General features: G+C 70.4%; 16 protein-coding genes and 1 pseudogene. 11 read left to right on the plus strand and 6 right to left on the minus strand.

Going from position 1 to position 24225, the window contains the following annotated elements:
* The 3 genes and pseudogenes from C6Y14_RS45760 to glgB form a co-directional block, all read left to right on the plus strand.
* Positions 1 to 94: pseudogene (locus C6Y14_RS45760) on the plus strand (alpha-glucosidase C-terminal domain-containing protein); the annotation flags it as partial.
* A 106-nt stretch (positions 95 to 200) separates the two neighbouring features.
* Positions 201 to 1655: a maltokinase N-terminal cap-like domain-containing protein gene (locus C6Y14_RS36700; RefSeq protein ID WP_107021234.1), complete on the plus strand. Its 1455-nt coding sequence runs from the start codon at positions 201 to 203 to the stop codon at positions 1653 to 1655.
* 52 nt (positions 1656 to 1707) lie between these two features.
* Positions 1708 to 4209 (plus strand): 1,4-alpha-glucan branching enzyme, encoded by a 2502-nt coding sequence (gene glgB / locus C6Y14_RS36705; RefSeq protein WP_107021235.1) that lies wholly within the window; start codon positions 1708 to 1710, stop codon positions 4207 to 4209.
* A gap of 214 nt (positions 4210 to 4423) precedes the next feature.
* Here the strand turns inward: glgB and C6Y14_RS36710 are convergent, their stop codons facing one another.
* The 4 genes from C6Y14_RS36710 to C6Y14_RS36725 all read right to left on the minus strand — a co-directional run bounded on the left by C6Y14_RS36710 (position 4424) and on the right by C6Y14_RS36725 (position 9370).
* The gene (locus C6Y14_RS36710; RefSeq protein WP_225891472.1) at positions 4424 to 6676 is read right to left on the minus strand and encodes a HelD family protein; all 2253 of its coding nucleotides are present in this window, start codon (positions 6674 to 6676) and stop codon (positions 4424 to 4426) included.
* A gap of 203 nt (positions 6677 to 6879) precedes the next feature.
* Entirely contained in the window at positions 6880 to 7212 is a 333-nt protein-coding gene (gene trxA / locus C6Y14_RS36715; RefSeq protein WP_318658080.1) for a thioredoxin, read from the minus strand.
* Positions 7209 to 7637: a MerR family transcriptional regulator gene (locus tag C6Y14_RS36720; protein WP_107021238.1), complete on the minus strand. Its 429-nt coding sequence runs from the start codon at positions 7635 to 7637 to the stop codon at positions 7209 to 7211. Before C6Y14_RS36720 ends, trxA begins: the two co-directional genes overlap by 4 nt.
* 338 nt (positions 7638 to 7975) lie before the next feature.
* On the minus strand, positions 7976 to 9370 hold the full coding sequence (locus tag C6Y14_RS36725; RefSeq protein ID WP_107021239.1) for a cation:dicarboxylate symporter family transporter: 1395 nt from the start codon (positions 9368 to 9370) through the stop codon (positions 7976 to 7978).
* 144 nt (positions 9371 to 9514) lie between these two features.
* On the opposite strand from C6Y14_RS36725, the gene C6Y14_RS36730 reads away from it, so the two are divergent.
* The 5 genes from C6Y14_RS36730 (at position 9515) to C6Y14_RS36750 (ending at position 15545) form a co-directional block, all read left to right on the plus strand.
* Positions 9515 to 11440 carry a sensor histidine kinase gene (locus C6Y14_RS36730; protein ID WP_107021240.1) on the plus strand — a complete coding sequence of 642 codons (1926 nt, stop codon included), beginning with the start codon at positions 9515 to 9517 and terminating at the stop codon, positions 11438 to 11440.
* A complete protein-coding gene (locus tag C6Y14_RS36735) occupies positions 11437 to 12129 on the plus strand; it encodes a response regulator (protein WP_107021241.1) in 693 nt (230 codons plus the stop codon). The genes C6Y14_RS36730 and C6Y14_RS36735 overlap by 4 nt, the downstream gene beginning before the upstream one ends.
* Before the next feature lie 237 nt (positions 12130 to 12366).
* Positions 12367 to 13734 carry an extracellular solute-binding protein gene (locus C6Y14_RS36740; protein ID WP_107021242.1) on the plus strand — a complete coding sequence of 456 codons (1368 nt, stop codon included), beginning with the start codon at positions 12367 to 12369 and terminating at the stop codon, positions 13732 to 13734.
* Between the two features lie 70 nt (positions 13735 to 13804).
* Positions 13805 to 14698: a carbohydrate ABC transporter permease gene (locus C6Y14_RS36745; RefSeq protein ID WP_225891473.1), complete on the plus strand. Its 894-nt coding sequence runs from the start codon at positions 13805 to 13807 to the stop codon at positions 14696 to 14698.
* A gap of 1 nt (position 14699) precedes the next feature.
* Positions 14700 to 15545, plus strand: coding sequence for a carbohydrate ABC transporter permease (locus tag C6Y14_RS36750; protein WP_107021243.1), 846 nt, complete (start codon positions 14700 to 14702; stop codon positions 15543 to 15545).
* A gap of 28 nt (positions 15546 to 15573) precedes the next feature.
* Here C6Y14_RS36750 and C6Y14_RS36755 read toward each other — a convergent pair whose 3' ends face one another.
* Positions 15574 to 17964, minus strand: a complete 2391-nt coding sequence (locus C6Y14_RS36755; RefSeq protein WP_199854994.1) for a M4 family metallopeptidase — start codon at positions 17962 to 17964, stop codon at positions 15574 to 15576.
* 713 nt (positions 17965 to 18677) lie between these two features.
* On the opposite strand from C6Y14_RS36755, the gene C6Y14_RS36760 reads away from it, so the two are divergent.
* Positions 18678 to 19400: a helix-turn-helix domain-containing protein gene (locus tag C6Y14_RS36760; RefSeq protein ID WP_404828879.1), complete on the plus strand. Its 723-nt coding sequence runs from the start codon at positions 18678 to 18680 to the stop codon at positions 19398 to 19400.
* Between the two features lie 13 nt (positions 19401 to 19413).
* On the opposite strand, the gene C6Y14_RS36765 is transcribed toward C6Y14_RS36760, so the two are convergent.
* Complete coding sequence (locus tag C6Y14_RS36765; RefSeq protein WP_107021245.1) at positions 19414 to 20439, minus strand: ATP-dependent 6-phosphofructokinase; 1026 nt, start codon at positions 20437 to 20439, stop codon at positions 19414 to 19416.
* A 296-nt stretch (positions 20440 to 20735) separates the two neighbouring features.
* Between C6Y14_RS36765 and pta the strand changes: the two genes are divergently transcribed.
* Positions 20736 to 22886 (plus strand): phosphate acetyltransferase, encoded by a 2151-nt coding sequence (gene pta, locus C6Y14_RS36770; protein ID WP_107021246.1) that lies wholly within the window; start codon positions 20736 to 20738, stop codon positions 22884 to 22886.
* Positions 22883 to 24115, plus strand: coding sequence for an acetate kinase (locus tag C6Y14_RS36775; protein WP_107021247.1), 1233 nt, complete (start codon positions 22883 to 22885; stop codon positions 24113 to 24115). Before pta ends, C6Y14_RS36775 begins: the two co-directional genes overlap by 4 nt.
* Positions 24116 to 24225: the final 110 nt, after the last annotated feature.

The raw sequence follows: 24225 nt of genomic DNA on the forward strand, positions 1-24225 counted from the left end.
CGTCCGCTTCCCCGCCATCGGCGAACTCCCCTACCTCCTCACCCTCGCCGGCCACGGCTTCTACTGGTTCCGCCTCCGCAAGGACGCCATCTAGGACCCGGCCCCGACGGGCACGTACAACGGACGGCGGGGCGGTTTCCCCCGCCCCGCCCTGGGCACGCAGTAGTAACACCCCGACTCCGGGGAAAGGACGCGACGCCATGTCCGAAGCCGTCACCCACTCAGTGCCCTCCGCTTCGACGAGCCCCGGCCTTCTCGCGTCCCTCGATCCACTGCTGCGCGAGTGGCTTCCACGGCAGCGGTGGTTCGCGGGAAAAGGCCGTCCCGTCACCGGGTTCTCCCTGGTCTCGGCGACCGAGGTGCTGCCCCTGAACTCCGGACTGGGCCTGCTCCATCTGCTCGTACGGGCCCATCAGCCGCTCGTGCCCACGCAGAGCGCGCCCGCGTATCCGGCCGACTGCTACCAGCTGCTGCTCGGCGTGCGCGAGACACTGCCGCCACGGCTGGCACCCGCACTGATCGGCCATCCGACACAGGGGCCCCTGGCCGGACTGACCGTGTACGAGGCACTGCACGACCCGCGGCCCGCCGATGTCCTCCTGGAGGCCCTGCGGGAACGGGCGCACCTCGGTGAGCTGCGCTTCGAGCGGGACATGGCGCAGGAGATCCGGAGCGATCTGGTGCCGCGCCTGGTCACCGCCGAGCAGTCGAACTCTTCTCTCGTCTATGGAGATACGTTCATCCTGAAGCTCCTGCGCCGGATCGTGCCCGGGATCAACCCCGATCTGGAACTGCCGCTGGCACTGGCCCGCGCGGGCTGCGCACGGGTTCCGGCACCGGCCGGCTGGATACTCGCGGATCTGCCCGCCGACTCCCTCGGCCCCGGCCAGGGCGATCCCGGCGACCCGTACGTCCTGGGCGTCCTGCAGCCCTTCCTCCAGGGCGCCTCGGACGGCTGGGACCTGGCCCTGCGCGAGATGGCCAAGGGTGAGGACTTCAGCGGTGCGGCGCGGGCGCTCGGCCGGGCCACGGCCGAGGTGCACACCGCGCTGGCCCGCGCGCTGCCCGAGGTGACCATGGGACGCGCGCAGATGGAAGTGCTCGCGGAGGGGATGACCGAGCGGCTGACGGCGGCCGTCCAGACCGTGCCCTCACTGCTGCCGTACGCGCCCGGCCTGCGGTCCGCCTTCGACGCGCTCGCCGATCTGGCGGGCGAGGGCCAGACGTGGACGGCCCAGCGGATCCACGGTGACCTGCATCTGGGCCAGTGTCTGCGGTCGCCGTCCGGCAGCTGGTCGCTGATCGACTTCGAGGGCGAGCCCTCCAAGCCGCTCGCCGAGCGGCGCCTGCCCCAGCCGACCGCGCGGGACGTGGCCGGCATGCTCCGCTCCTTCGACTACGCCGCGCACTCGCTCCGGGCCGAGGGGACCCAGGTCTCCGCCGTGTCCGGCTGGGCGGACGCGTGCCGGGCCGCGTACTGCTCCGGTTACGCCGAGGCCGGCGGGCGTGATCCGCGTACGGATCCGGTGCTGCTGCGCGCGTACGAGACCGACAAGGCGATCTACGAAGTCGTCTACGAGGCACGGCACCGGCCCGACTGGCTGCCCGTGCCGATGGCGGCAGTCCGCCGGCTGGCCCTTCCCGAACCGTCCTGACCGCCCCGACCTGCCCCGCTCCACCTCTCACTGTGCCGAGGAGGCTCCGCCCGTGACGCCCCGCCCGAACCCGCCCGCCAAGAAGCCGAAGAGCTCGAAGGCCAAGGCCAAGGCCGCCGACAAGGCCGCAGACAAGGCCAAGGTCACCGGCAAGGCTGCCGACAAGGCCGCCGACAAGGTGAAGGCCGAGCCGGTGGTGGAGGACGTCCGGGCCGAGGTCCTGGCCGACGTCCGGGCCGAGGTCACGGAGCCCGCACCCGTCACGCCCGCCGACGCCTCCACCCCTTCTGCCACGCCCGCCCTGTCTGCCATGCCCGTCACGCCCGTCACGCCCGTACCGGTTCCGGAGCCCGTCCAGGAGGTGCGGTCGCTGGCCGTGCTGGACCGGGCCGACCGGGAACGGCTGCTCGGCGGCGCGCACCATGATCCGCACGCCGTGCTCGGGGCCCACCCCGTGCCGGACGGTGTGGTCTTCCGGGTGCTGCGGCCGTACGCGCTCGCCGTGACCGTCGTCGCCGAAGGGCTGCGGGCCGAACTGCACGACGACGGGGACGGGTTCTTCTCCGCCGTGCTGCCGCTGCGGGAGGTCCCGGAGTACCGGCTGACGGTGGAGTACGAGGGCGCGGTCCAGGACGTCGAGGACGCGTACCGCTTCCTGCCCACGCTCGGCGACCTCGATCTGCACCTGTTCGGGGAGGGGCGCCACGAGCAGCTGTGGACGATGCTCGGCGCGGAGCCGATGGAGCACCAGGGCGTGTCCGGCACCCGCTTCTCGGTCTGGGCGCCGAACGCCCGCGGGGTACGGATCTCGGGGTCGTTCAACTTCTGGGACGGGACCGCTTTCCCGATGCGCTCGCTGGGCTCCTCCGGGGTGTGGGAGCTGTTCGCCCCCGGTGTGCGGGAGGGCGAGCTGTACAAGTTCGAGATCACCCGCCCCGACGGGACGAAGACGATGCGCGCCGACCCGATGGCGCGGCGCACGGAGCTGCCGCCCGCCACGTCGTCGGTCATCCACACCTCGCGTCACGAGTGGCAGGACGAGGAGTGGATGGCCCGCCGTGCCGACCGCCCCGCACACGAGGCACCCTTCTCGGTCTACGAACTCCACCTGGCGTCCTGGCGACCCGGCCTGACGTACCGTCAGCTTGCTGAGCAGCTGCCCGTCTACATCTCCGACCTCGGCTTCACGCACGTCGAGCTGATGCCGGTCGCCGAGCACCCCTTCGGCGGCTCCTGGGGCTACCAGGTCACCGGCTTCTACGCGCCCACCGCCCGGCTCGGCACCCCCGACGACTTCAAGTACCTCGTCGACGCGCTGCACCGGGCCGGCATCGGCGTGATCATGGACTGGGTGCCCGCGCACTTCCCGCGCGACGAGTGGGCGCTGGCCGAGTTCGACGGACGTCCCCTGTACGAGCACGAGGACCCGCTGCGGGCCGCGCACCCCGACTGGGGAACCCTCGAATTCGACTACGGGCGCCGAGAGGTGCGCAACTTCCTCGTCGCCAACGCCGTGTACTGGTGCGAGGAGTTCCACATCGACGGACTGCGCGTCGACGCGGTCGCCTCCATGCTCTACCTCGACTACTCGCGCGAGGCCGGCCAGTGGACGCCCAACGTCCACGGCGGCCGGGAGAACCTCGACGCGGTCGCCTTCCTCCAGGAGATGAACGCCACCGTCTACCGGCGCGAGCCCGGTGTCGTCACCATCGCCGAGGAGTCGACCGCGTGGGACGGCGTCACCCGGGCCACCCACCACATCGGGCCCGGCGGCTTCGGCGGTCTCGGCTTCGGCCTGAAGTGGAACATGGGCTGGATGCACGACTCGCTGGACTACGTCTCCCACGAGCCGGTGCACCGCAAGTACCACCATCACGAGATGACGTTCTCGATGGTGTACGCGTACAGCGAGAACTACGTCCTGCCCATCTCCCACGACGAGGTCGTCCACGGCAAGCGGTCGCTGGTGTCGAAGCTGCCCGGCGACTGGTGGCAGCAGCGGGCCACCCACCGCGCCTACCTCGGCTTCATGTGGGCCCACCCCGGCAAGCAGCTCCTCTTCATGGGCCAGGAGTTCGCGCAGGGCGCCGAATGGTCCGAGGCGCACGGGCCCGACTGGTGGCTCCTCGACCCGTCGTACGGGGCCGAGGCCGACCACCGGGGTGTACGTGATCTCGTCCGCGACCTCAACGGGGTGTACCGGGAGATGCCGGCGCTGTGGGAACTCGACACCGACCCTGCCGGGTTCGGGTGGGTCGCCGGGGACGCCGCCGAGGACAACGTCTTCGCGTTCCTGCGCTTCGGGGCGGACGGGGTGCCGCTGCTCGCGGTCTCCAACTTCTCCCCCGTCGTGCGGCACGAGTACCGGCTCGGGGTGCCGGATGATGTGCCTGCGTGGCACGAGGTGCTGAACACGGACGCCGAGCGGTACGGCGGGGGTGGCGTCGCGAACGCCGACCCCGTGAAGCCGGACGCGCTGGCCTGGCACGGCCGCCCGTCCAGCATCCGCGTGACGCTGCCACCACTCTCGACACTGTGGCTGCGCCCGGCGTAGGCCCGGATTCCCTCGCCCCCGCCGCCCCTACCCGTTCCCGTCAACGACTCGGGGGCCAGCCCCCGAACCCCCGGTCCTCAAACGCCGGACGGGCTGAAACGTTTTCAGCCCGTCCGGCGTTTGAGGACGAGCGCGAAGCGCGATACGGGGGGCGAGGGGGCGCAGCCCCCATACGTGGACGGGAACGGGTAGGGGCGGCGGGGGCGAGAAAAGGTCAGAAGGACTCTGCCAAGGGCTTCGGGAGTGGGGTCGTGTGGACGATGCCCAGGGACTGGGTCGCTCGGGTCAGGGCCACGTACAAGTCGCTCGTACCGAACGCCCCCGGCTCCACCACCAACACCGCATCGAACTCCAACCCCTTCGCCTGCCGCGGATCGAGCAGCACGACCCCGAGCGTGAGATCGGGCGACTCCCCCGCCACGACCCCGTCGATCCGCGCGGCCAGCACCCCGTGCAGCGCCCGCGGCGCGATCACCGCGAGCCGCCCCTCGACGGGAGTGAGATCGGCGACGGCCTTCTCCACCGCCCCGGCGAGGTCGGACGTCCGCCGGGCCCAGGGCCGCACCCCCGTGGACCGCACGGAACTCGGCGGCTCGAAGTCCGCGTGCTCCGCACGGAGTACCGCCGCGGCGACGTCCATGATCTCGGACGGCGTCCGGTAGTTGACGGCGAGACGGGTGTGCTCCCAGCGGTCTTCGACGTAAGGGGCCAGGATCTCCGACCAGGAGCCCACACCCGCCGCCTCGGCCGTCTGCGCCGGGTCCCCGACGAGGGTCATCGACCGCGTCGGACTGCGCCGCATCAGCAGTCGCCAGGCCATCGGTGACAGCTCCTGCGCCTCGTCGACGATGATGTGCCCGAACGCCCAGGTCCGGTCGGCCGCGGCCCGTTCGGCGGCACTGCGGTGGTCGTCCTCCTCGTGGCGTTCGGCCATCCGTTCGGCGTCGATGATGTCGTGCGCGGAGAGGACCTCCGCGTCCTCGGCGTCGATGTCCTCGAATTCGTACGTCCTGGACGCGTAGGAGACGTCGAGGACGCCCTGTGCGTAGGCGACCTGCCGGTCGCGTTCCTGCTCGGCGGCGGCGCGCGTCGTCCGGTCGTCCTCGCCGAGGAGTTCGGCGGCCTCGTCGAGGAGGGGGACGTCGGAGGTCGTCCAGGCCCGGGTCACCGGACGGCGTACCGCCTCCGCGTCCGCCACGGTGAGGTACGCGTCGGGCTCGGCGAGGAAGTCCGCGACGAGGCGCCGCGGGGTGACGCGCGGCCACAGCCGGTCGATGGCGGCCCAGACCTCGGGGTTCTCGGCGAGATCGTCGCGGATCTGCGTGATGTCGCTGGGGTCGAGGAGATTCGTGCCGTCGAAGGGGTCCGTGCCGATCCGTTCGGCCACCATGTCGGTGAGGGTGTTGAAGATGTGTCCCTCGAAGTGTTCGCGGGCCACGTTGTGCGGCAGCCGCGCCTCACGGGTGCGGTCGCGGGCGACGCCCACGAGACCGGCGTCGAGCATCAGGATGTCCCGGTCGTGCTCGATGGCGATCACCGGGTCGGGCAGCGCCTGCCGGTCGCGTACGACGGCGGCGAGGACGTCCGCCATGTCGGCGCGGCCCTTCACGGCGGCCGCCTCGGGGGTGTCGGAGGCGGTCGCCCGTACACCGGGGAACAGCTCGCCGACGGTGGCCAGCAGGACGCCCGTCTCGCCGAGCGAGGGCAGCACCTCGCCGATGTAGCCGAGGAAGGCGGGGTTCGGGCCGACGATGAGGACGGCCCGCTTGGCGAGCAGCTCCCGGTGTTCGTAGAGGAGGTACGCCGCCCGGTGCAGCGCGACGACCGTCTTGCCGGTGCCGGGGCCGCCCTCCACCACCAGGATGCCGCGGTGCGGGGCGCGGATGATGCGGTCCTGCTCTGCCTGGATGGTCTGCACGATGTCGCTCATGCGGCCGGTGCGCGCGGAGTTGAGCGCGGAGAGCAGTACGGCGTCGCCGGTCGGGTCCTCGTGGCCGGTACGCATCTGGTCGCCGAGGTCGAGGATCTCGTCGTGCAGCGCGGTGACGGTACGGCCCTCGGTGGTGATGTGCCGACGTCGGCGCAGGCCCATGGGGGTGTGGCCGGTGGCGAGGTAGAAGGGGCGGGCGACCGGGGCCCGCCAGTCGATCAGGATCGGGGTGTGCTCGGTGTCGTCGGCGCGGATGCCGATACGGCCGATGTGGTGGGTGGCACCGGAGGAGGTGGCAGAGGGCGGGGAGTCGGAGGGGTCGGCGAGGTCGATGCGGCCGAAGCAGAGTGAGCCGTCCACCGCGTTCAGCGCGGCGAGCAGGCCGGAGCGTTCGGCGACGAGGACGTCCCGTTCGAGGCGGGCCTGCATGGGGGTGCTGCCCTGCGCGAGGGCGTCGGTCACCGAGTCCTCGGTGCCGCCGCGCAACGCGTCGACGCGCGCGTACAGGTCGTCGATGAATTCCTGCTCACGGCGCAATTCATCGTCCGGCAATCCATTGGTGGTGTTCGAGGTCCTGTTTGACAATTCCGCTCCCGGCCGGATATACTGTGCACAGTGAACTTCTTCGTGACTTTGTTTTCGCAAGTCGCGAACCATTCAATATACGCAAAGAAATCCCCCGCAGGCAATTGGCCGCGGGGGATTTCTTTATGCCGTCCGCCAGAATCCGTCGGGGTGCCTCAGAGCACGTCCGCCAGCTCCTCCAGGAGCCGTCGCTTGGGACGCGCGCCCACCATCGACTTCACCGGCTGCCCGTCGCGGAACACGATCAGCGTGGGCATCGACAGCACCCCGTACGCGTTCGTGGTCTGCGGGTTCGTGTCCACGTCCAGCTGCACCACCTTGAGCCGGTCGCCCTCCTCGGCTGCGACGGCGCTCAGCACCGGCGCGATCTGCCGGCACGGTGGGCACCAGTCCGCGGTGAACTCCACCAGCACGGGCAGCTGTGCCCCGATCACCTCCGCCTCGAAGCTGTCGTCCGTCACCTCGGCCACACCCACTGCCTTGATCACCCCGTCCGCCCTTCCAGTTCGCATACGGGTTCCGGACCGCCCGGAACCGCCGCCTCCGACGCCAGCTCGCCCATCGCCCGCTCGGCGCGCGCCAACTGCCCGCCGACCTGCTCGCGTACCGAGCGCAACTCGTCGATCAGCGCGTCGAGTTCGCCCAGCTTGCGCCGGTACACGGCGAGCGAGGCCGGGCAGGCGTCGCCCTGCGGGTGACCCGCCCGCAGGCACTCCACGAAGGGCCGCGTCTCCTCCAGCTCGAACCCGAAGTCCTGCAGCGTCCTGATCTGCCGCAGCAGTTTCAGATCGTCCTCGTCGTACGTGCGGTAGCCGTTGCTCCCGCGCCGCGCGGGCAGCAGGCCCCGCGACTCGTAGTACCTGAGCGTGCGCGTGGTGGTCCCGGCCCGCTCGGCCAGCTCGCCGATTCGCATGCCACGACGCTAAGCGTTGCCGCCGACGTCAAGGCAAGGCTCCCGGCCCGGAAGGGGCTTGTTGCGCCGTTCCCCGCGCCCCTGGGGGTGTGGTGCCACCGGCCGTATGCAACGCGCGGGTCCGGTGGGGGTTGCTCGCGCAGTTCCCCGCGCCCCTAAAGGGGCGCAGCCCCACTTTTAGGGGCGCGGGGAACTGCGCGGCCCGCCCCCACCGGACCCGCACCGTACGCGCACCCGTCCATGGCTTGGCGAAAAGCCGCCGGCGGCCGACCAGGTGGGGGGGAACCTGGGCGGCCGCCGGCGGCCGGGGAAGTGGCTTGGGTGCGGGCAGCGGAGCGCTACGCCTTCGCCAGCTCCTTGTCGCCCGCCTCAGGCTGATCCGGCACAACGGCGGAGCCGTCCGCAGGACCCCCGTGGCCGTCGTCCAGCAACGTCGTCTCGTCGAACGGAATCCGCCCCGCGAGCACCTCGTCCACCCGGGGCCGGTCGATCTCCTTGGTCCACGTACCGATGAGGACCGTCGCCACCGCGTTGCCCGCGAAGTTCGTCAGGGCGCGCGCCTCGCTCATGAAGCGGTCGATGCCGACGATCAGGCCGATGCCGTCCACCAGTGCCGGCTTGTGGGAGGAGAGGCCGCCCGCCAGCGTGGCCAGACCCGCGCCGGTGACTCCCGCCGCGCCCTTGGAGGCGACCAGCAGGAAGAGGAGCAGCGGGATCTGCTCGCTGATCGCCATCGGCGTACCCATGGCGTCGGCGATGAACAGCGAGGCCATGGTCATGTAGATCATGGTGCCGTCGAGGTTGAAGGAGTAGCCGGTCGGAACGGTGATGCCGACCACCGGCTTGCTGACACCCAGGTGTTCCATCTTCGCGATGAGCCGCGGCAGCGCGGACTCCGAGGAGGAGGTGGAGAGGATGAGCAGGAACTCCCGGCCCAGGTACTTGAGCAGCAGGAAGATGTTCAGGCCCGCGACGATCCGCAGCAGCGCGCCGAGCACGATGAAGACGAAGAGGAAGCAGGTGACGTAGAAGCCGAGCATCAGGACGGCGAGGCTCTTGAGGGCGTCCACGCCCGCGGAGCCGGTCACCGCCGCGATCGCGCCGAACGCGCCGATGGGCGCCGCCCACATCACCATGGCGAGGATGCGGAAGACCAGGCGCTGGATGTGCTCGATGCCGCGCAGGATGGGCGTACCGGAGGAGCCCATGGCCTGCAGCGCGAAGCCGGTGAGCAGCGCGATGAGCAGGGTCTGCAGGACCTCGCCGCCGGTGAACGCGGAGACGATCGTCGTGGGGATGATCCCGAGCAGGAACTCCTCGGTGTTCTTGGCCTCGACGACCTGCCCCTGGCCGGCGTCCTTGATCGCGTCGGTCACCGCGAGGCCCGTCCCGGGCTCCAGGATGTTGCCGACGACCAGGCCGATGGCGAGCGCGACGAACGACATGACCACGAAGTAGCCGAGCGCGATGCCGCCCACCGCGCCGACCTTGGCGGCCTTGCGTACCGAGCCGATGCCCAGGACGATCGTGCAGAAGATGATCGGCGAGATCATCATCTTGATCAGGTTCACGAAGCCGGTACCGATCGGCTTCAGCTTCACCGCGAAATCGGGGGCGATCAGACCCACCGCGATACCGGCGGCCACGGCGATGATCACCGCGATGTACAGATAGTGCGTGCGGTCCCGCTTGGCTGCGGGAGCGGCAGGTGCCGTATCGGGTGTGCTGGTCACGGCTGCCCTCCTTGACGACGTCGTCGGCATCATCCGGCGTGCGGCTCACGTCCGGGGGTTGTCGGTGACTATCTCCCGGCGTGTGAGGGCGGTCACCCTTCCGTTCATTTCGTTCACACATTTCCTGGCGGGCACACTGTTGCCATGCGCCTCCCCCGAGCCCCACGTCCTCGCAGCCTGGCCGGGCAGCTCTTCGCCATGCAGGCCGTGCTCGTCGCCGTCGTGGTCGCGGGCTGCGCGCTCTTCACGTACATCAGCGACCGCAGCCAGGCCGAGGACGCGGCGGGCCGCCAGGCCATGGGGGTGGCGCGTTCGGTCGCGGACTCCCCTTCGGTACGGGAGGCCATCCGCACCGCGGACCCGACGACGACGCTCCAGCCGTACGCGCAGGCGGTGACGCGCGGCGCGCAGGTCGACTTCGTCACGATCATGAACCCCGAGGGCATCCGCTGGACCCATCCCAACGAGGAGCTGATCGGCAAGCACTTCCTCGGGCACACGGACCGGGCTCTGCTGGGCCAGTCCTTCACCGAGACGTACACCGGGACGCTCGGCGAGTCCGTGCGGGCGGTCACGCCGATCCGTGACGGGGTGGGCGACGACGACAGGATCGTCGGTCTGGTCAGTGCGGGGATCAAGGTCGACGAGATCAGCGCGCGGGTCGAGGGCCAGGTCAAGGCCTTGTTCGGGGTGGCCGCGGCGGCGCTGGCGTTGGGCGCCATCGGTACGTACGTCATAAACGCCCGGCTGCGGCGCTCCACCCACGGGATGAACGCGGCCGAGCTGAGCCGGATGCACGACTACCACGAGGCCGCGCTGCACGCGGTGCGCGAGGGGCTGCTGATGCTGGACGGGCAGTTCCGGGTGGCGTTGATCAACGACGGCGGGCGTGAGCTGCTGGGGGTGCGCCGTGACGTGGTGGGCCACTCGGTGGCGGAGCTGGAACTGCCCGCTCCGCTGACGGGGGCGCTGCTGTCGGGCGAGCCGCGGGTGGACGAGGTGTATCTCACCGAGTCGCGGGTGCTGGTCATGAACACCTCGCCGGTGTCGGGCGGTGAGCGCCGGGGCACGGTCGTGACCCTGCGCGATGTCACGGAGCTGCAGTCCCTGATGGGCGAGCTGGATTCCGAGCGGGGTTTCACGACGGCGCTGCGCTCGCAGGCGCACGAGGCCGCGAACCGGCTCCACACGGTCGTCTCGCTGATCGAGCTGGGGCGGGCCGAGGAGGCGGTCGACTTCGCCACGGCCGAGCTGGAGCTGGCGCAGGCCCTGACCGACCAGGTCGTGGCGGCGGTCAGCGAGCCGGTGCTCGCCGCGCTGCTGCTGGGCAAGACGGCGCAGGCGAACGAGCGCGGTGTGGAACTGGTCGTCTCCGAGGACAGCAGCATCGACGACGGCCTGCTCCCGGCCTCCCTCACCGCCCGTGACCTGGTGACGGTCCTGGGCAATCTGATCGACAACGCCGTGGACGCGGCGCAGGGCTCGGTGGGCGCCCGGGTCACCGTCACCGCGCTCGCGGACACGACGGGTCTCGTCCTGCGGGTCACGGACACCGGGGCGGGGGTGGACCCGGCCCACGCGGAGGAGGTCTTCCAGCGCGGCTGGTCGACAAAGCCGTCGGGTCCTGGCGGACGCGGCCTGGGCCTGGCCCTGGTCCGCCAGGCGGTGTCCCGCCACGCCGGCACCCTGACGATGACGGAGGCCCCCGGGGGCGGCGCATCCTTCGAGGCCCGCCTCCCCCTACCATCCACAGCCCCACCCCCTGAAGGGGCGCGAGCAACGGGCATTGCAGGCACGCGAGCAACAGCGCAGCCAACCCCCACCAACCCGCACCTCAAAACCGACCCCGACCCCCTCCGCCCCAAAGGGGCGCGGGGAACTGCGCGACCAGCCCCCACCGACCCGCACCCCGAACCCAACCCCGACCCCCTCCACCCCCCAGGGGCGCGAGGAACTGCGCGACCAGCCCCCACCAACCCGCACCCGAAAACCAACCCCGGATCAGCGGCCAGCGCCAGCGCCGGCGCCGAAACCCAACCCCCGCCCACACCACACGGAGGCACCCCATGAGCACGCCCTCCCCCGGGCAGGACATCCGCGTCCTGGTAGTAGAGGACGACCCGGTCGCCGCGGACGCGCACGTCCTGTACGTGGACCGCGTGCCCGGATTCACCGCGGTGGGCAAGGCCCACACCGGCGCGGAGGCGAGACGCGCACTGGACCGCACCCCCGTGGACCTCCTCCTCCTGGACCTCCACCTCCCGGACGGCCACGGCCTGCAACTGGCCCGTTCGCTGCGCGCCGCCGGCTACCACGCGGACGTGATCGCGGTGACGTCCGCGCGCGACCTCACCGTCGTACGGGAGGGCGTGTCACTCGGCGTCGTGCAGTACGTGCTCAAACCCTTCACCTTCGCCACCCTCCGCGACCGCCTCATCCGCTACGCCGAGTTCCATGCCGCCGCAGGCGAGGCCAGTGGTCAGGACGAGGTCGACCGGGCCCTGGCCACGCTGAGGGCGCCGGGCCCGGCCGCCCTGCCGAAGGGCCTGAGCGCGCCCACCTTGGAGAAGGTCACGCGCGCGCTGCGCGACCGCGCCGAGGGGCTGACGGCGACGGGCGTCGCGGAGGCCGTCGGTATCTCGCGGATCACGGCCCGCCGCTATCTGGAGCATCTGGTGGACGCGGGCCGCGCGGGCCGCAGCCCTCAGTACGGGCAGGTGGGCCGCCCCGAGCTGCAGTACCGGTGGGTGAAGGGGTGACCAGTTCAGGGGACCGAACGATCGGGCAGTCGGGCATTCGGGCGATATGAGGGACTACGCGGAGCTACAGGACACCTACGGGCCGCGACCGGGCGCGAATGGCCACGAATGGCCGCGATGAGACACGACCGTAACGGAGCAGTCGCGCAAGGTCATTGACCTGACGCGACCACTCCTCTTACGTTCGGGCCATCGAACAACGGCCACAAAGACGTCGGCCGGCAGGAGGTCGTACCCGTGCGTCCCACCCCCACTCCGTTCCTTCTCGCGACCCTGCTCGCCGCCTCCGCGCTCACCGCCTGCGGCAGCGGTTCCGGCAGCGATCCGGACACCGTGGAGATCTCCTACAAACAGTCGACCGACAACTCCGTACGTGTCATGGACACCTATCTCGCGGACATCAAGGCGGAGTTCGAGAAGGCCAACCCGGGCAAGGAGGTCAAGCTCGTCCCGATCAAGGCCCCGGACTCGGAGTACTACACGAAGCTCCAGCAGATGCTCCGCTCCCCCAAGACGGCGCCCGACCTGGTCTACGAGGACACCTTCCTCATCAACTCCGACATCACGAGCGGCTACCTCAAGCCCCTGGACCCGTACCTCGGCAAGTGGGACGACTGGGGCCAGTTCATCGACACGGCGAAGTCGGCGGCGCAGGCGGAGGACGGGAAGACGTACGGCGTCCCGGACGGCACGGACACCCGGGGCCTCTGGTTCGACAAGGGCATCTTCAAGCAGGCCGGCCTGCCCGCGGACTGGCAGCCGAGGAACTGGGACGACATCCTCGACGCGGCCCGCACGATCAAGGAGAAGGTCCCGGACGTCACGCCCATGAACGTGTACACGGGCAAGCCCGCGGGCGAGGCGGCCACCATGCAGGGCTTCGAGATGCTCCTGTACGGGACGGCCACCGGCGCCACCGAGAGCCCGCTGTACGACACCGCGTCCAAGAAGTGGATCACCGGCAGCCAGGGGTTCAAGGACTCGCTGGAGTTCGTCGAGACGGTCTTCAAGGAGAAGCTCGGCCCGGACGTCTCGGACGCCCTCGACCCGAACTTCGCGACCAGCGTCCGCGGTGAACTCCTCCCCGAGGGCAAGCTCGGCATCAACCTCGACGGCTCCTGGCTCCCGCAGGACTGGCTGAAGGGCAGCGGCCACGAGTGGCCGGAGTGGTCGGAGAAGCTGGGCCTCGCGTACATGCCCACGCAGGCCGGTCAGTCACCCGGGAAGGTGAGCATGTCGGGCGGCTGGACCTGGGCCATCCCGAGCAAGGCGGCCAACCCCGACCTGGCCTTCGAGTTCATCAAGACCATGCAGACGAAGGCGAACGCCCAGAAGTGGTACATCGCCAACTCCGGTATCGCGGTGCGCACGGACGTGGCCGAGGACCCGGCGTACGCGAAGGCGCAGCCCGGCATCGAGTTCTTCACGGGCCTGGTGGCGAACACCCACTACCGCCCGGCCTACCCCGCGTACCCGAAGGTCTCCACGGCCATCCAGGAGGCGATGGAGGGCGTGACGACGGGCGACAGCTCGGTCGCGGAGGCGGCCAAGGGCTACGACGAGGAACTGAAGTCGGTCACGGACAACCAGGTCATCAAGAAGTGAGCGCAGCAAGGCGAGAAGTGAGCACAGTGTGGTCGTAAGTCAGCGGGGAGCCGGTCCCGGTGAGCGCACGGTGGTCGTCAAGGAGAGCGGGAACACCCGCGCTCCACGGCTGCGCACCCTCACCCGGGCCCTCCCCGTCACCCCCGCCGTCGTCATCCTCGTCCTGTTCCTGGCCGGCCCGATCGCGTACTGCGCCTACATCGCCTTCACCGATCTGCAGCTCACCGGCCAGGCCGAGTCGTCCTTCACCGGGTTCGACAACTTCCGTACGGCCTTCAAGGACGACGCGTTCCTCAACGCCGTATGGCTGACGCTCGTCTTCACGTTCCTCAGCTCGATCGTCGGCCAGAACACGCTGGGCCTGGCCCTGGCCGCGCTGATGCAGCGGGCGTCGAAGCCGATCCGTACGCTCACCGGCGGGATCGTCGTCACGGCCTGGGTGCTGCCCGAGGTCGTGGCCGGCTTCCTCCTGTACGCCTTCTTCCGTCGCGAGGGCACGCTGAACGCGATCCTCGACTGGCTGCATCTGCCGTCCCAGAACTGGCTGTTCACGCTGCCGATCCTGGCGGTGTCGTTCGCGAACGTGTGGCGCGGCACGGCCTTCTCGATGCTGGTCTACTCGGCCGCCCTGAACGAGATCCCCAAGGAGATCACCGAGGCGGCGGAGGTGGACGGCGCGGGCGGCTGGCGCCGGATGTGGCACATCACGCTGCCGATGATCCGCCGTTCCATCGGCACGAACCTGATGCTCAACACCCTGCAGACCCTGTCGGTGTTCGGGCTGATCTGGGTGATGACGAGGGGCGGCCCGGGAAACCGCAGCCAGACCCTCCCGCTGTTCATGTACGAGCAGGCCTTCCAGAAGAGCATGATCGGCTACGGGACCGCCGTCGCCCTCCTCCTGCTGGTGGTCGGCTCCCTCTTCTCCCTGGTCTATCTGCGCCTGCTGCGGACGGAGGTCTGAGATGGCCGCGCGTACGACTCTCAACTCCCGCCGTGCCAACCGCCGTTACGCGGCCGATGCGAGCCTCCTGTTCGTCGCGGCGGCCTTCGTGCTGCCGCTGGCCTGGGTGATCCTGTCCTCCCTGGACCCGCGGGCCGGGCTGAAGGTGAAGCTGCCGGACGGGGTCACGCTCGACAACTTCGACGCGGTCCTGAAGCCGGACATCACCTTCACACCGCTGCTCAACAGTCTGATCCTGTGCGGCGGCGCGACCCTGCTGACGGTGGTCTGCGCGGCGCTGGCCGCGTATCCGCTGTCGCGGTTCCGGTCCCGGCTGAACCGCCCGTTCCTCCTCACCATCATCTTCGCGACGAGTCTGCCGATCACGGCGATCATGGTTCCGGTGTACGCGCTGTTCGTGCAGGTGAATCTGATCGACACCATGCAGGGCACGATCTTCTTCTTCACCGCGTCCCAACTGCCGTTCGCCATCTGGCTGATGAAGAACTTCATGGACGGCGTGCCGAAGGAGCTGGAGGAGGCGGCCTGGACGGACGGGGCGTCGTCGTTCCAGTCGCTGCTGCGGGTCGTGCTGCCCCTGATGGGCCCGGGGATCGCGGTGGTGACCGTCTTCTCGTTCGTGGCGATGTGGGGGAACTTCTTCGTCCCCTTCATGCTGCTGCTCTCGCCGGAGCAGATGCCGGCCTCGGTGAGCATCAACGACTTCTTCGGCAACCGCGGCACGGTGGTCTACGGACAGCTGGCCGCGTTCTCGATCATCTACTCGACGCCGGTGATCCTGCTGTACGTGCTGGTGGCGCGGAAGCTGGGCGGGGGGTTCGCGCTGGGCGGGGCGGTCAAGGGCTGACCGCCCCGCCCAGCGCTCCGGGCTGGTGTCAGCTGGTCGTCACGGCCGTGTCGTCGACGACGAAGCTGGTCTGCAGTGAGGTGTCCTCCACGCCGCTGAACTTCAGGGCGACGGTGGAGCCGGCGTACGAGGACAGGTCGAAGGTCTTCTGGACGTACCCCGTGGCCTTGTTGAGGTTGGAGTAGGTGGCCAGGGTGGTCGAGCCCGCGGTCACGGTGAGCTTGTCGTAGGCGGTGCTCGTGGAGGTCTCCGCGCTGTCGATGTGCAGCCAGAAGGTGAAGCTCGCCTTGCAGCCGGCGGGGATGGTCACCGACTGGGACAGCGTGTCGGTGTGCGTGGACCCGTACCCGTCGAGCCACGCCTTGTACGAACCGCCGTGGGCCGCCTGGTCGGTGTCGCTGGTGATGACACCGCTGGTGGCGGTCCAGGTGGTGTTCCCGGACTCGAAGCCCGCGTTGCCGAGCAGTTGCGCCGAGGTGCAGGTGCCGCCGCCGGTGGAGCTGACGGTCCAGGTGAAGGACGCCGTGCCGGTGGCGCCGGTGCTGTCGGTGACGGTGACCGTGGTGCTGTAGGTCCCGGCGGCGGTCGGTGTCCCGGTGATCGCGCCGGAGCTGCTGATCGACAGGCCGGTGGGCAGCCCGGTGGCGGCGTAGGACAGGGAGCCGCTGTTGGTGCTGCTCGCCGAGATCTGCAGGCTGACGGCGGTGCCGACGACGGAGGACTGGCTGCCGGGGTTGGTGACGGTGACGCCGCCGGTCGGCGGGGTGACGTGGCTGCCCACGTTGATCCCGGCGAAGGCGTTCGCGACGCCCGCGTACTGGGTCGAGTTGGCCCCGTACAGCGAGGTGGCGGCGTTCAAGGCGGCGGTGCGGGCGCCCGCGTAGTTCGTCGTCGACGTCATGTACGTCGTCAGCGCCTTGTACCAGATCTGCAGGGCGGCGGCGCGGCCGATGCCCGCGACGGCGACACCGTCGGAGGTCGGGCTGTTGTAGCTGACGCCGTTGATGACCTTGCTGCCGCTGCCCTCTGAGAGCAGGTAGAACATGTGGTTCGCGGGGCCCGAGGAGTAGTGGACGTCGAGGTTGCCGATGCCGGAGTACCAGCTGTCGGAGGAGCCGCCGTCCTTGTCGGGCTCGTCCATGTAGCGCAGCGGGGTGCCGTCGCCGTTGATGTCGATCTCTTCGCCGATGAGGTAGTCGCCGACGTCGTTGGAGTTGGCGGCGTAGAACTCGACGCCGGTGCCGAAGATGTCGGAGGTCGCCTCGTTCAGCCCGCCGGACTCACCGGTGTAGTTGAGGTTCGCGGTGTTGGAGGTGACGCCGTGGCTCATCTCGTGGCCGGCCACGTCGAGCGAGGTCAGCGCGTGGGTGCCGCCCGAGCCGTCGCCGTACGTCATGCAGAAGCAGTCGTCGTCCCAGAAGGCGTTGACGTACGCCGAGCTGTAGTGGACGCGGGAGTAGGCGGCGACGCCGTCGTTCTTGATGCCGCTGCGCCCGAACGTGTTCTTGTAGAAGTCCCAGGTCGTCTGGGCGCCGTAGGCGGCGTCCACGCCGGCGGTCTGGGTGTTGGAGCCGGACCCGGTGCCCCACACGTCGTCCGCGTCGGTCATCAGGGTGCCGGTGCCCGAGGTGCCGTTGTTGAGCGAGTACGTCCTGTGCCCGCCGCGGGTGGTGTCGTACAGCTGGTACGTCGACCCGGAGAGCGTGGTGTTCAGGGTGACCGTGCCGCTGTACTGGCTGTTGCCGGTGCCGGTCTTGACGTCCTGGAACTCGTGGAGCTTCGCCCCCGTGCCCGCGTCGGTGACGACGTGCAGCCTGCTGGGGGTGCCGTCGTCCTGGAGGCCGCCGACGACCGTCTCCCAGGCGAGCTTCGGGGTGCCGTCACCGGCCCAGATCACCTTGCGGGCGCTGTCGGCGGTGGGGTCCTGCGCGTCCAGGGCCTCGGCGGCCCTGAGGGCCTTGGTCTCGGCGGCCGACTTGGTGTAGGTCGCGGTGGTGGAGGAGACCTTGAGGGTCCGCTTACCGGCGAAGGTGGTGCTCACCGTCCCCTTGGCCACGGAGGCGGGCGGGGTGTGCACGACCAGGTCGCCGCCGAGGACCGGGAGTCCGGCGTAGGTGCGCTCGTAGCGGGTGTGGAGCGTGCCGTCGTTGTCCTTGACGACGTCCTTGACGAGCAGTTTCTCCTTGGCGCCGAGGCCCAGGGAGTCGGCCGTCGCGCCGGTCCTCTTCGCCGCGCTCCTGATGAGCGCGGTGCGCTGGGCCGGGGTCAGGTCGGCCGTGAGGCCCCCGCTGCGCACGGGGCTCGGGTGGGGGGCGGCGGGCTCGGCGGCCGCGGGGACCGTCTGCACACCGACGGCGAGGAGGGCTGCGGTGGCCACCAGGGCTCCGGCTGCGGCCGCCTGGCGGGGGATTCGTCTCACTCGTACTCCTACTGCGACGGCCACGGAGGGGCGGCCGGTGACAGCCCGGACAGACGGGATGTGCTGCCCGGGACGAGCTGAGCAGGGGGTGCGGGACCGTGACCGCGGGCAGGCTGTGGGGGAAGCCGGGGGCCGTGGCTGGGGGAACCATGACACCGTTGGCCTGTACATGTCAGTCCCGGACGGATGATCCGAGGGTTATCCCTCTGCGACCCTCAGTGGGCCTGTGCGGCGCCCGTGCGGGGCCTGTGCCACCGCTGTGCCGCCCTCGCGCCACCGCTGTACCGGCGCCGCGACGCCCTTGCGCCGCCCTTGCGCCGACGACGGCTCCAGTCACCGTCCGTGGGCACTTCGCCCACCGAATGGTTCGCGCCGCGCGATGGCGGGGCCCTTCGCCACCGCCGCACCCGCCGGGACCCCCGGGAGGGCATGACACCTGTCAACGGCCGCCCGTCGGCACCCCCGCGGAAGCCCGCGCTCCACCTCCGACACACCCGTCTCGCATATGCCCTTCGACGCTGCTCATGGCGCATGCCGGAGCCGGTCGGCGCGCATGAGCCGTGGCTGCGGACCCGGGCGTACGCCACGGTCCGAGCCCGCCGGTCTATGCACGCGTTCCCTGGACAACTGTCCGAAATAGTAGGTTCACACAATCCGTGAGCCTGGCCGAACAGACCGTAGTCACCGCAGCCCCGCGCCCATACGTTGTGCCCGTGCACCAACAGTCGGCCCCGCAGCCCACCCCGCCCTTCGACGCCCCGGCCGCCCGGAAACTGCGTATCGCCCTCGGCATGGGTCCCGAGCATGTCGCGTACGGGATACGGACCTCGTTCGGACTGCCTCATGTGACACCCGACCTGGTCGACGCCTGGGAGCGGGGCCTGGTCACACCCGGTAACGGTGAACTGACAGCCCTCGCGGGCGTGTTGTGGTGCTCCCCCGGCGAACTCATCGGCGCGCCGCGGACGTTGCGCGAGCACCGGATCGCACGCGGCCTGCCGGCCGAGGACGTCGCACGCGCCGTCGGGCTCGAACTCCTCGCGTACGTACGGATGGAGGAGGCGGACGAATGGCGCGGCAGCGAACGGCAGTCGGCGGCGCTCGCCCGGGTGCTCGACCTCTCACTCGCGGACCACGTCACGGTCACCGGCCGCGAGCCCAAGCTGGCGATGATGCTGCGCGGCGCGGTGACGACCCGCTGGCAGGCGTACGTCCGCCCGGTGGGCAAGCTGCTGACGCTGGAGCGGCGGATCGTGGGGCACGCGCTGCGGGCCCTGCACACCGAGTACCAGGGGCGGATGGTGCCGACCCTGAGCTGGGGCGGCGGCGCGGCGGCGGCCGAGGCCGACGACGCGGGCCGCGACTTCCTGGACCGGATCGTCGACCGCTTCTGGTCGACGATCCGACGCGAGGCCGAGAGGTACGGCGACGGGTGAAGTCGGCTGTCGGCTAGAAGACCGACTCCGCCTCGTCCATCCGGTCCTTCGGGACCGTCTTCAGTTCCGTGACCGCCTCGGCCAGCGGGACCATCACGACGTCCGTGCCGCGCAGCGCGGTCATCCGGCCGAACTCGCCGCGGTGCGCCGCCTCCACCGCGTGCCAGCCGAAGCGCGTGGCGAGGACCCGGTCGTACGCGGTCGGTGTGCCGCCGCGCTGGATGTGGCCGAGGATGACCGGCTTGGCCTCCTTGCCGAGGCGGCGCTCCAGCTCGTACGCCAGTGCCGTGCCGATGCCCTGGAAGCGCTCGTGGCCGAACTGGTCGATCTCGCCGTGGCCGTAGTCCATGCTGCCCGTGGCGGGGTGCGCGCCCTCGGCCACGCAGATGACCGCGAACTTCTTCCCGCGCGCGAAGCGCTCCTCGACCATCTTGATGAGGTCGGCCGGGTCGAAGGGGCGCTCGGGCAGGCAGATGCCGTGGGCGCCGGCGGCCATGCCGGACTCCAGGGCGATCCAGCCGGCGTGGCGGCCCATGACCTCGACGACCATCACCCGCTGGTGGGACTCGGCGGTCGTCTTGAGGCGGTCCATCGCCTCGGTCGCGACGCCGACGGCGGTGTCGAAGCCGAAGGTGCGGTCCGTCGAGGAGATGTCGTTGTCGATGGTCTTGGGGACGCCGACGACGGGCAGGCCCGCGTCCGACAGCATCCGCGCCGCCGTGAGCGTGCCCTCGCCGCCGATGGGGATCAGTACGTCGATACCGAACTCGCGCGCCATGTCCTGCGCGTTCTCGCAGGCCTCGCGGAGGCGGTCGCGCTGGAGCCGGGAGGAGCCGAGGATGGTGCCGCCGCGGGCGAGGATGCCGCTGACGGCGTCCAGGTCGAGGTTGCGGTAGCGGCCTTCGAGCAGTCCCGCGTAGCCGTCCTCGAAGCCGACGACCTCGGCGTCGTAGTTGGTGACGGCCCGGTGCACGACCGACCGGATGACGGCGTTCAGTCCCGGACAGTCGCCGCCTGCGGTAAGAACTCCGATACGCATCGTGCTGTGTCTCCTGCTCGCTGTGGGGCCGTGTCTCCTGGGGTGCCTGAGAGCCAGTCCGATTGTTTCATGGGCCACAGGGGGCCGCTGTCCGCACCCTTCGCGCCCCCGCGACCGCTGACGCGCCCTTCTCACGCCCCCGCCAAGCCCCCCGAGCCTCTCCTCCGCCCCTCCGGAGCGCCTGTCCGCCCTTGGGCTGACGGGCGCCTTAGCCATGCCCGGAGGTATTGTCAAGAGGGCTCAGCCGGCGACGTCGGCTGCGTTTTTACCGACATCGGAGGAAACGGAGAGCACGCGTGACGCGCAGCGTGTACGTGACCGGGATCGACCGAGGTGACGGCCGCCAGGTCATCGAGCTGGGAGTCATGGAGCTCCTGACCCGCCAGGTGGACCGGGTGGGGGTGTTCCGCCCCCTCGTCCACGACGGACCCGACCGGCTCTTCGAGTTGCTGCGCGCCCGCTACCGCCTCGCGCAGGACCCGGCGACGGTCTACGGCATGGACTACCACGAGGCGTCCGCGCTCCAGGCCGAGCAGGGCACCGACGAACTGGTCTCGCAGCTCGTCGACCGTTTCCACGCGGTGGCCCGCGACTACGACGTGGTCCTCGTCCTCGGTACGGACTACGCCGACACCCAGTTCCCGGACGAGCTGGCGCTCAACGCCCGCCTGGCGAACGAGTTCGGCGCGTCCGTGATCCCCGTGGTGGGCGGCCGCAAGCAGACCGTGGAGTCGGTGCTCGCGGAGACCCGCAACGCGTTCCGCGCCTACGACGGCCTGGGCTGCGACGTCCTCGCGATGGTGGTGAACCGGGTCGCCCCCGCCGACCGCGGGGACATCCACGACCTGCTCGACAACCGCCTCCCCGTGCCCTGCTACGTACTGCCGGACGAGCCCGCGCTCTCCGCGCCGACGGTCGCCCAGATCACCCACGCCCTCGGCGGCAAGGTGCTCCTCGGCGACGACGCGGGGCTCGCCCGCGACGCCCTGAACTTCGTGTTCGGCGGCGCGATGCTGCCGAACTTCCTGGGCGCGCTGACCCCGGGCTGCATGGTCGTCACCCCCGGCGACCGCGCCGACCTCGTGGTGGGCGCCCTCGCCGCGCACAGCGCCGGCACCCCGCCGATAGCGGGCGTGGTGCTCACCCTGAACGAGCGCCCGAGCGACCTCGTCCTCACCCTCGCCGCCCGCCTGGCCCCCGGCACCCCGGTGGTCGCCGTCGAGACGGGCTCCTTCCTCACGGCGTCCGAACTCTTCGCCATGGAAGGCAAGCTGAACGCCGCCACGCCCCGCAAGGCGGAGACGGCGCTGGGCCTCTTCGAGCGGTACGTGGACACCGGCGGCCTCCTCAAGCGCGTCTCGGCGCCCAGCAGCGGCCGTGTCACGCCGATGATGTTCGAGCACAAGCTCCTGGAGCAGGCCCGCTCCGACAAGCGGCGCGTCGTGCTGCCCGAGGGCACCGAGCCGCGCGTGCTGCACGCCGCCGAGGTGCTGCTGCGCCGCGGTGTCTGCGACCTCACCCTGCTCGGTCCCGTCGACCAGATCCGCAAGAAGGCCGCCGACCTCGGCATCGATCTCGGCGCCGCCCAGCTGATCGACCCGCAGACCTCCGAGCTGCGCGACCGCTTCGCCGAGCGGTACGCCGAACTCCGGTCCCACAAGGGCGTGTCCGTCGAGCTGGCGTACGACGTCGTCTCGGACGTGAACTACTTCGGCACGCTGATGGTCCAGGAGGGCCTCGCCGACGGCATGGTCTCGGGGTCGGTGCACTCCACGGCGGCCACCATCCGCCCCGCCTTCGAGATCATCAAGACCAAGCCGGAGGCGTCGATCGTCTCCTCGGTCTTCTTCATGTGCCTCGCCGACAAGGTCCTCGTGTACGGCGACTGCGCGGTCAACCCCGACCCGGACGCGGAGCAACTGGCCGACATCGCCATCCAGGCCGCCGCCACCGCCGAGCAGTTCGGTGTCGAGCCGCGGATCGCGATGCTCTCGTACTCGACGGGCACGTCCGGCTCGGGCGCGGACGTCGACAAGGTGCGGACGGCCACCGAGCTGGTCCGCTCCCGGCGGACCGATCTGAGCATCGAGGGGCCGATCCAGTACGACGCGGCCGTCGAGCCGTCCGTCGCGGCGACCAAGCTGCCGGGGTCGAAGGTCGCCGGGCAGGCGTCCGTGCTGATCTTCCCGGACCTCAACACCGGCAACAACACGTACAAGGCCGTGCAGCGCTCCGCCGGCGCGATCGCCGTCGGACCGGTCCTCCAGGGCCTGCGCAAGCCGGTCAACGACCTGTCCCGGGGCGCGCTCGTCGGGGACATCGTGAACACGGTCGCCATCACCGCGATCCAGGCCCAGGCACAGCCCCCGGCCGCCCCGGCGCACGAGGCCCCCGCCCCCGACGCCACCCCCACCGCGACTCCGACCCCGAAGGTTCCCGTCCAGTGAGCGCCACCCGCGTCCTCGTCCTCAACTCCGGCTCGTCCTCGGTGAAGTACCAGCTGCTCGACATGAGCGACGGCAGCCGGCTGGCCGCGGGCCTGGTCGAGCGCATCGGCGAGGAGAGCTCCCGGCTCAAGCACTCCCCGCTGGCCACGGGCGGCGAGAACCGCGAGAGCGAAGGACGGATCGCCGACCACGAGGCCGCGCTGAAGGCCGTCGCCGAGGAGCTGTCGAGGGACGGGCTCGGGCTGGACTCCCCCGAACTGGCCGCGATCGGCCACCGGGTCGTGCACGGCGGCCGGAAGTTCACCCGGCCGACCGTCGTCGACGACGCGGTCCTCGCCGAGATCGAGCGCCTCATCCCGGTGGCGCCGCTGCACAACCCGGCCAACCTCACCGGCATCCGTACCGCCCAGGCGCTGCGTCCCGACCTCCCCCAGGTCGCCGTCTTCGACACGGCGTTCCACACGACGATGCCGGAGTCCGCGGCCCGCTACGCCATCGACGTGAAGACCGCGGACGAGCACCGCATCCGCCGGTACGGCTTCCACGGCACCTCGCACGCGTACGTGTCCCGCAAGGCCGCCGAGCTGCTCGGGCGGGCCCCCGAGGACGTGAACGTCATCGTGCTGCACCTGGGCAACGGCGCGTCGGCGTCGGCGGTCGAGGGCGGCCGGTGCGTGGACACCTCCATGGGGCTGACGCCCTTGGAGGGGCTCGTGATGGGTACGCGCTCCGGAGACGTGGATCCGGCGGTCATCTTCCATTTGATGCGCGTTGGCGAAATGTCCACGGACGAGATCGACACTCTGCTCAACAAGAAGAGCGGTCTGCTCGGACTGTGCGGTGACAACGACATGCGGGAGATCCGCCGCCGTATCGACGGGGGCGGTGCGGACGCCTCACCGGCACAGCTCGCCTTCGACATCTACATACACCGGTTGAAGAAGTACATCGGCGCGTATTACGCGGTACTGGGCCGGGTGGACGCGGTCGTCTTCACGGCCGGCGTCGGGGAGAACGCGGCCCCGGTGCGCGAGGCCGCGATCGCGGGCCTGGACGCCCTGGGCCTGGCCGTCGACGGCGGCCTGAACGCCGTACGGTCCGACGCGCCGCGGCTGATCTCGCCCGAGGGCGCACGGGTCGCGGTGGCCGTCGTGCCGACGGACGAGGAACTGGAGATCGCGCACCAGACGTACGCGCTCGTGCAGGACGGGAACGCCGGGGCTGCCTGAAAAAGCCTCGAAAACATTAAAAAGTCTGCTGGGAGAACGACGGGAAAACAGCCGGTCAGGTCCACGCCTGAGCGCACACCCGCCCATTTGTATCTTCCACCAGACGGAAT

Source organism: Streptomyces dioscori, from assembly GCF_003024195.1.
Taxonomy (GTDB): Bacteria; Actinomycetota; Actinomycetes; order Streptomycetales; family Streptomycetaceae; genus Streptomyces; species Streptomyces dioscori.

What these genes read in the sequence shown, in the direction of transcription:
- C6Y14_RS36700 (WP_107021234.1), top strand. Translation starts at nt 201, where the DNA reads ATGTCCGAAGCCGTCACCCACTCAGTGCCCTCCGCTTCGACGAGCCCC.
- C6Y14_RS36720 (WP_107021238.1), bottom strand. Translation starts at nt 7,637, where the DNA reads ATGCGAATCGGCGAGCTGGCCGAGCGGGCCGGGACCACCACGCGCACG.
- C6Y14_RS36730 (WP_107021240.1), top strand. Translation starts at nt 9,515, where the DNA reads ATGCGCCTCCCCCGAGCCCCACGTCCTCGCAGCCTGGCCGGGCAGCTC.
- C6Y14_RS36735 (WP_107021241.1), top strand. Translation starts at nt 11,437, where the DNA reads ATGAGCACGCCCTCCCCCGGGCAGGACATCCGCGTCCTGGTAGTAGAG.
- C6Y14_RS36750 (WP_107021243.1), top strand. Translation starts at nt 14,700, where the DNA reads ATGGCCGCGCGTACGACTCTCAACTCCCGCCGTGCCAACCGCCGTTAC.
- C6Y14_RS36765 (WP_107021245.1), bottom strand. Translation starts at nt 20,439, where the DNA reads ATGCGTATCGGAGTTCTTACCGCAGGCGGCGACTGTCCGGGACTGAAC.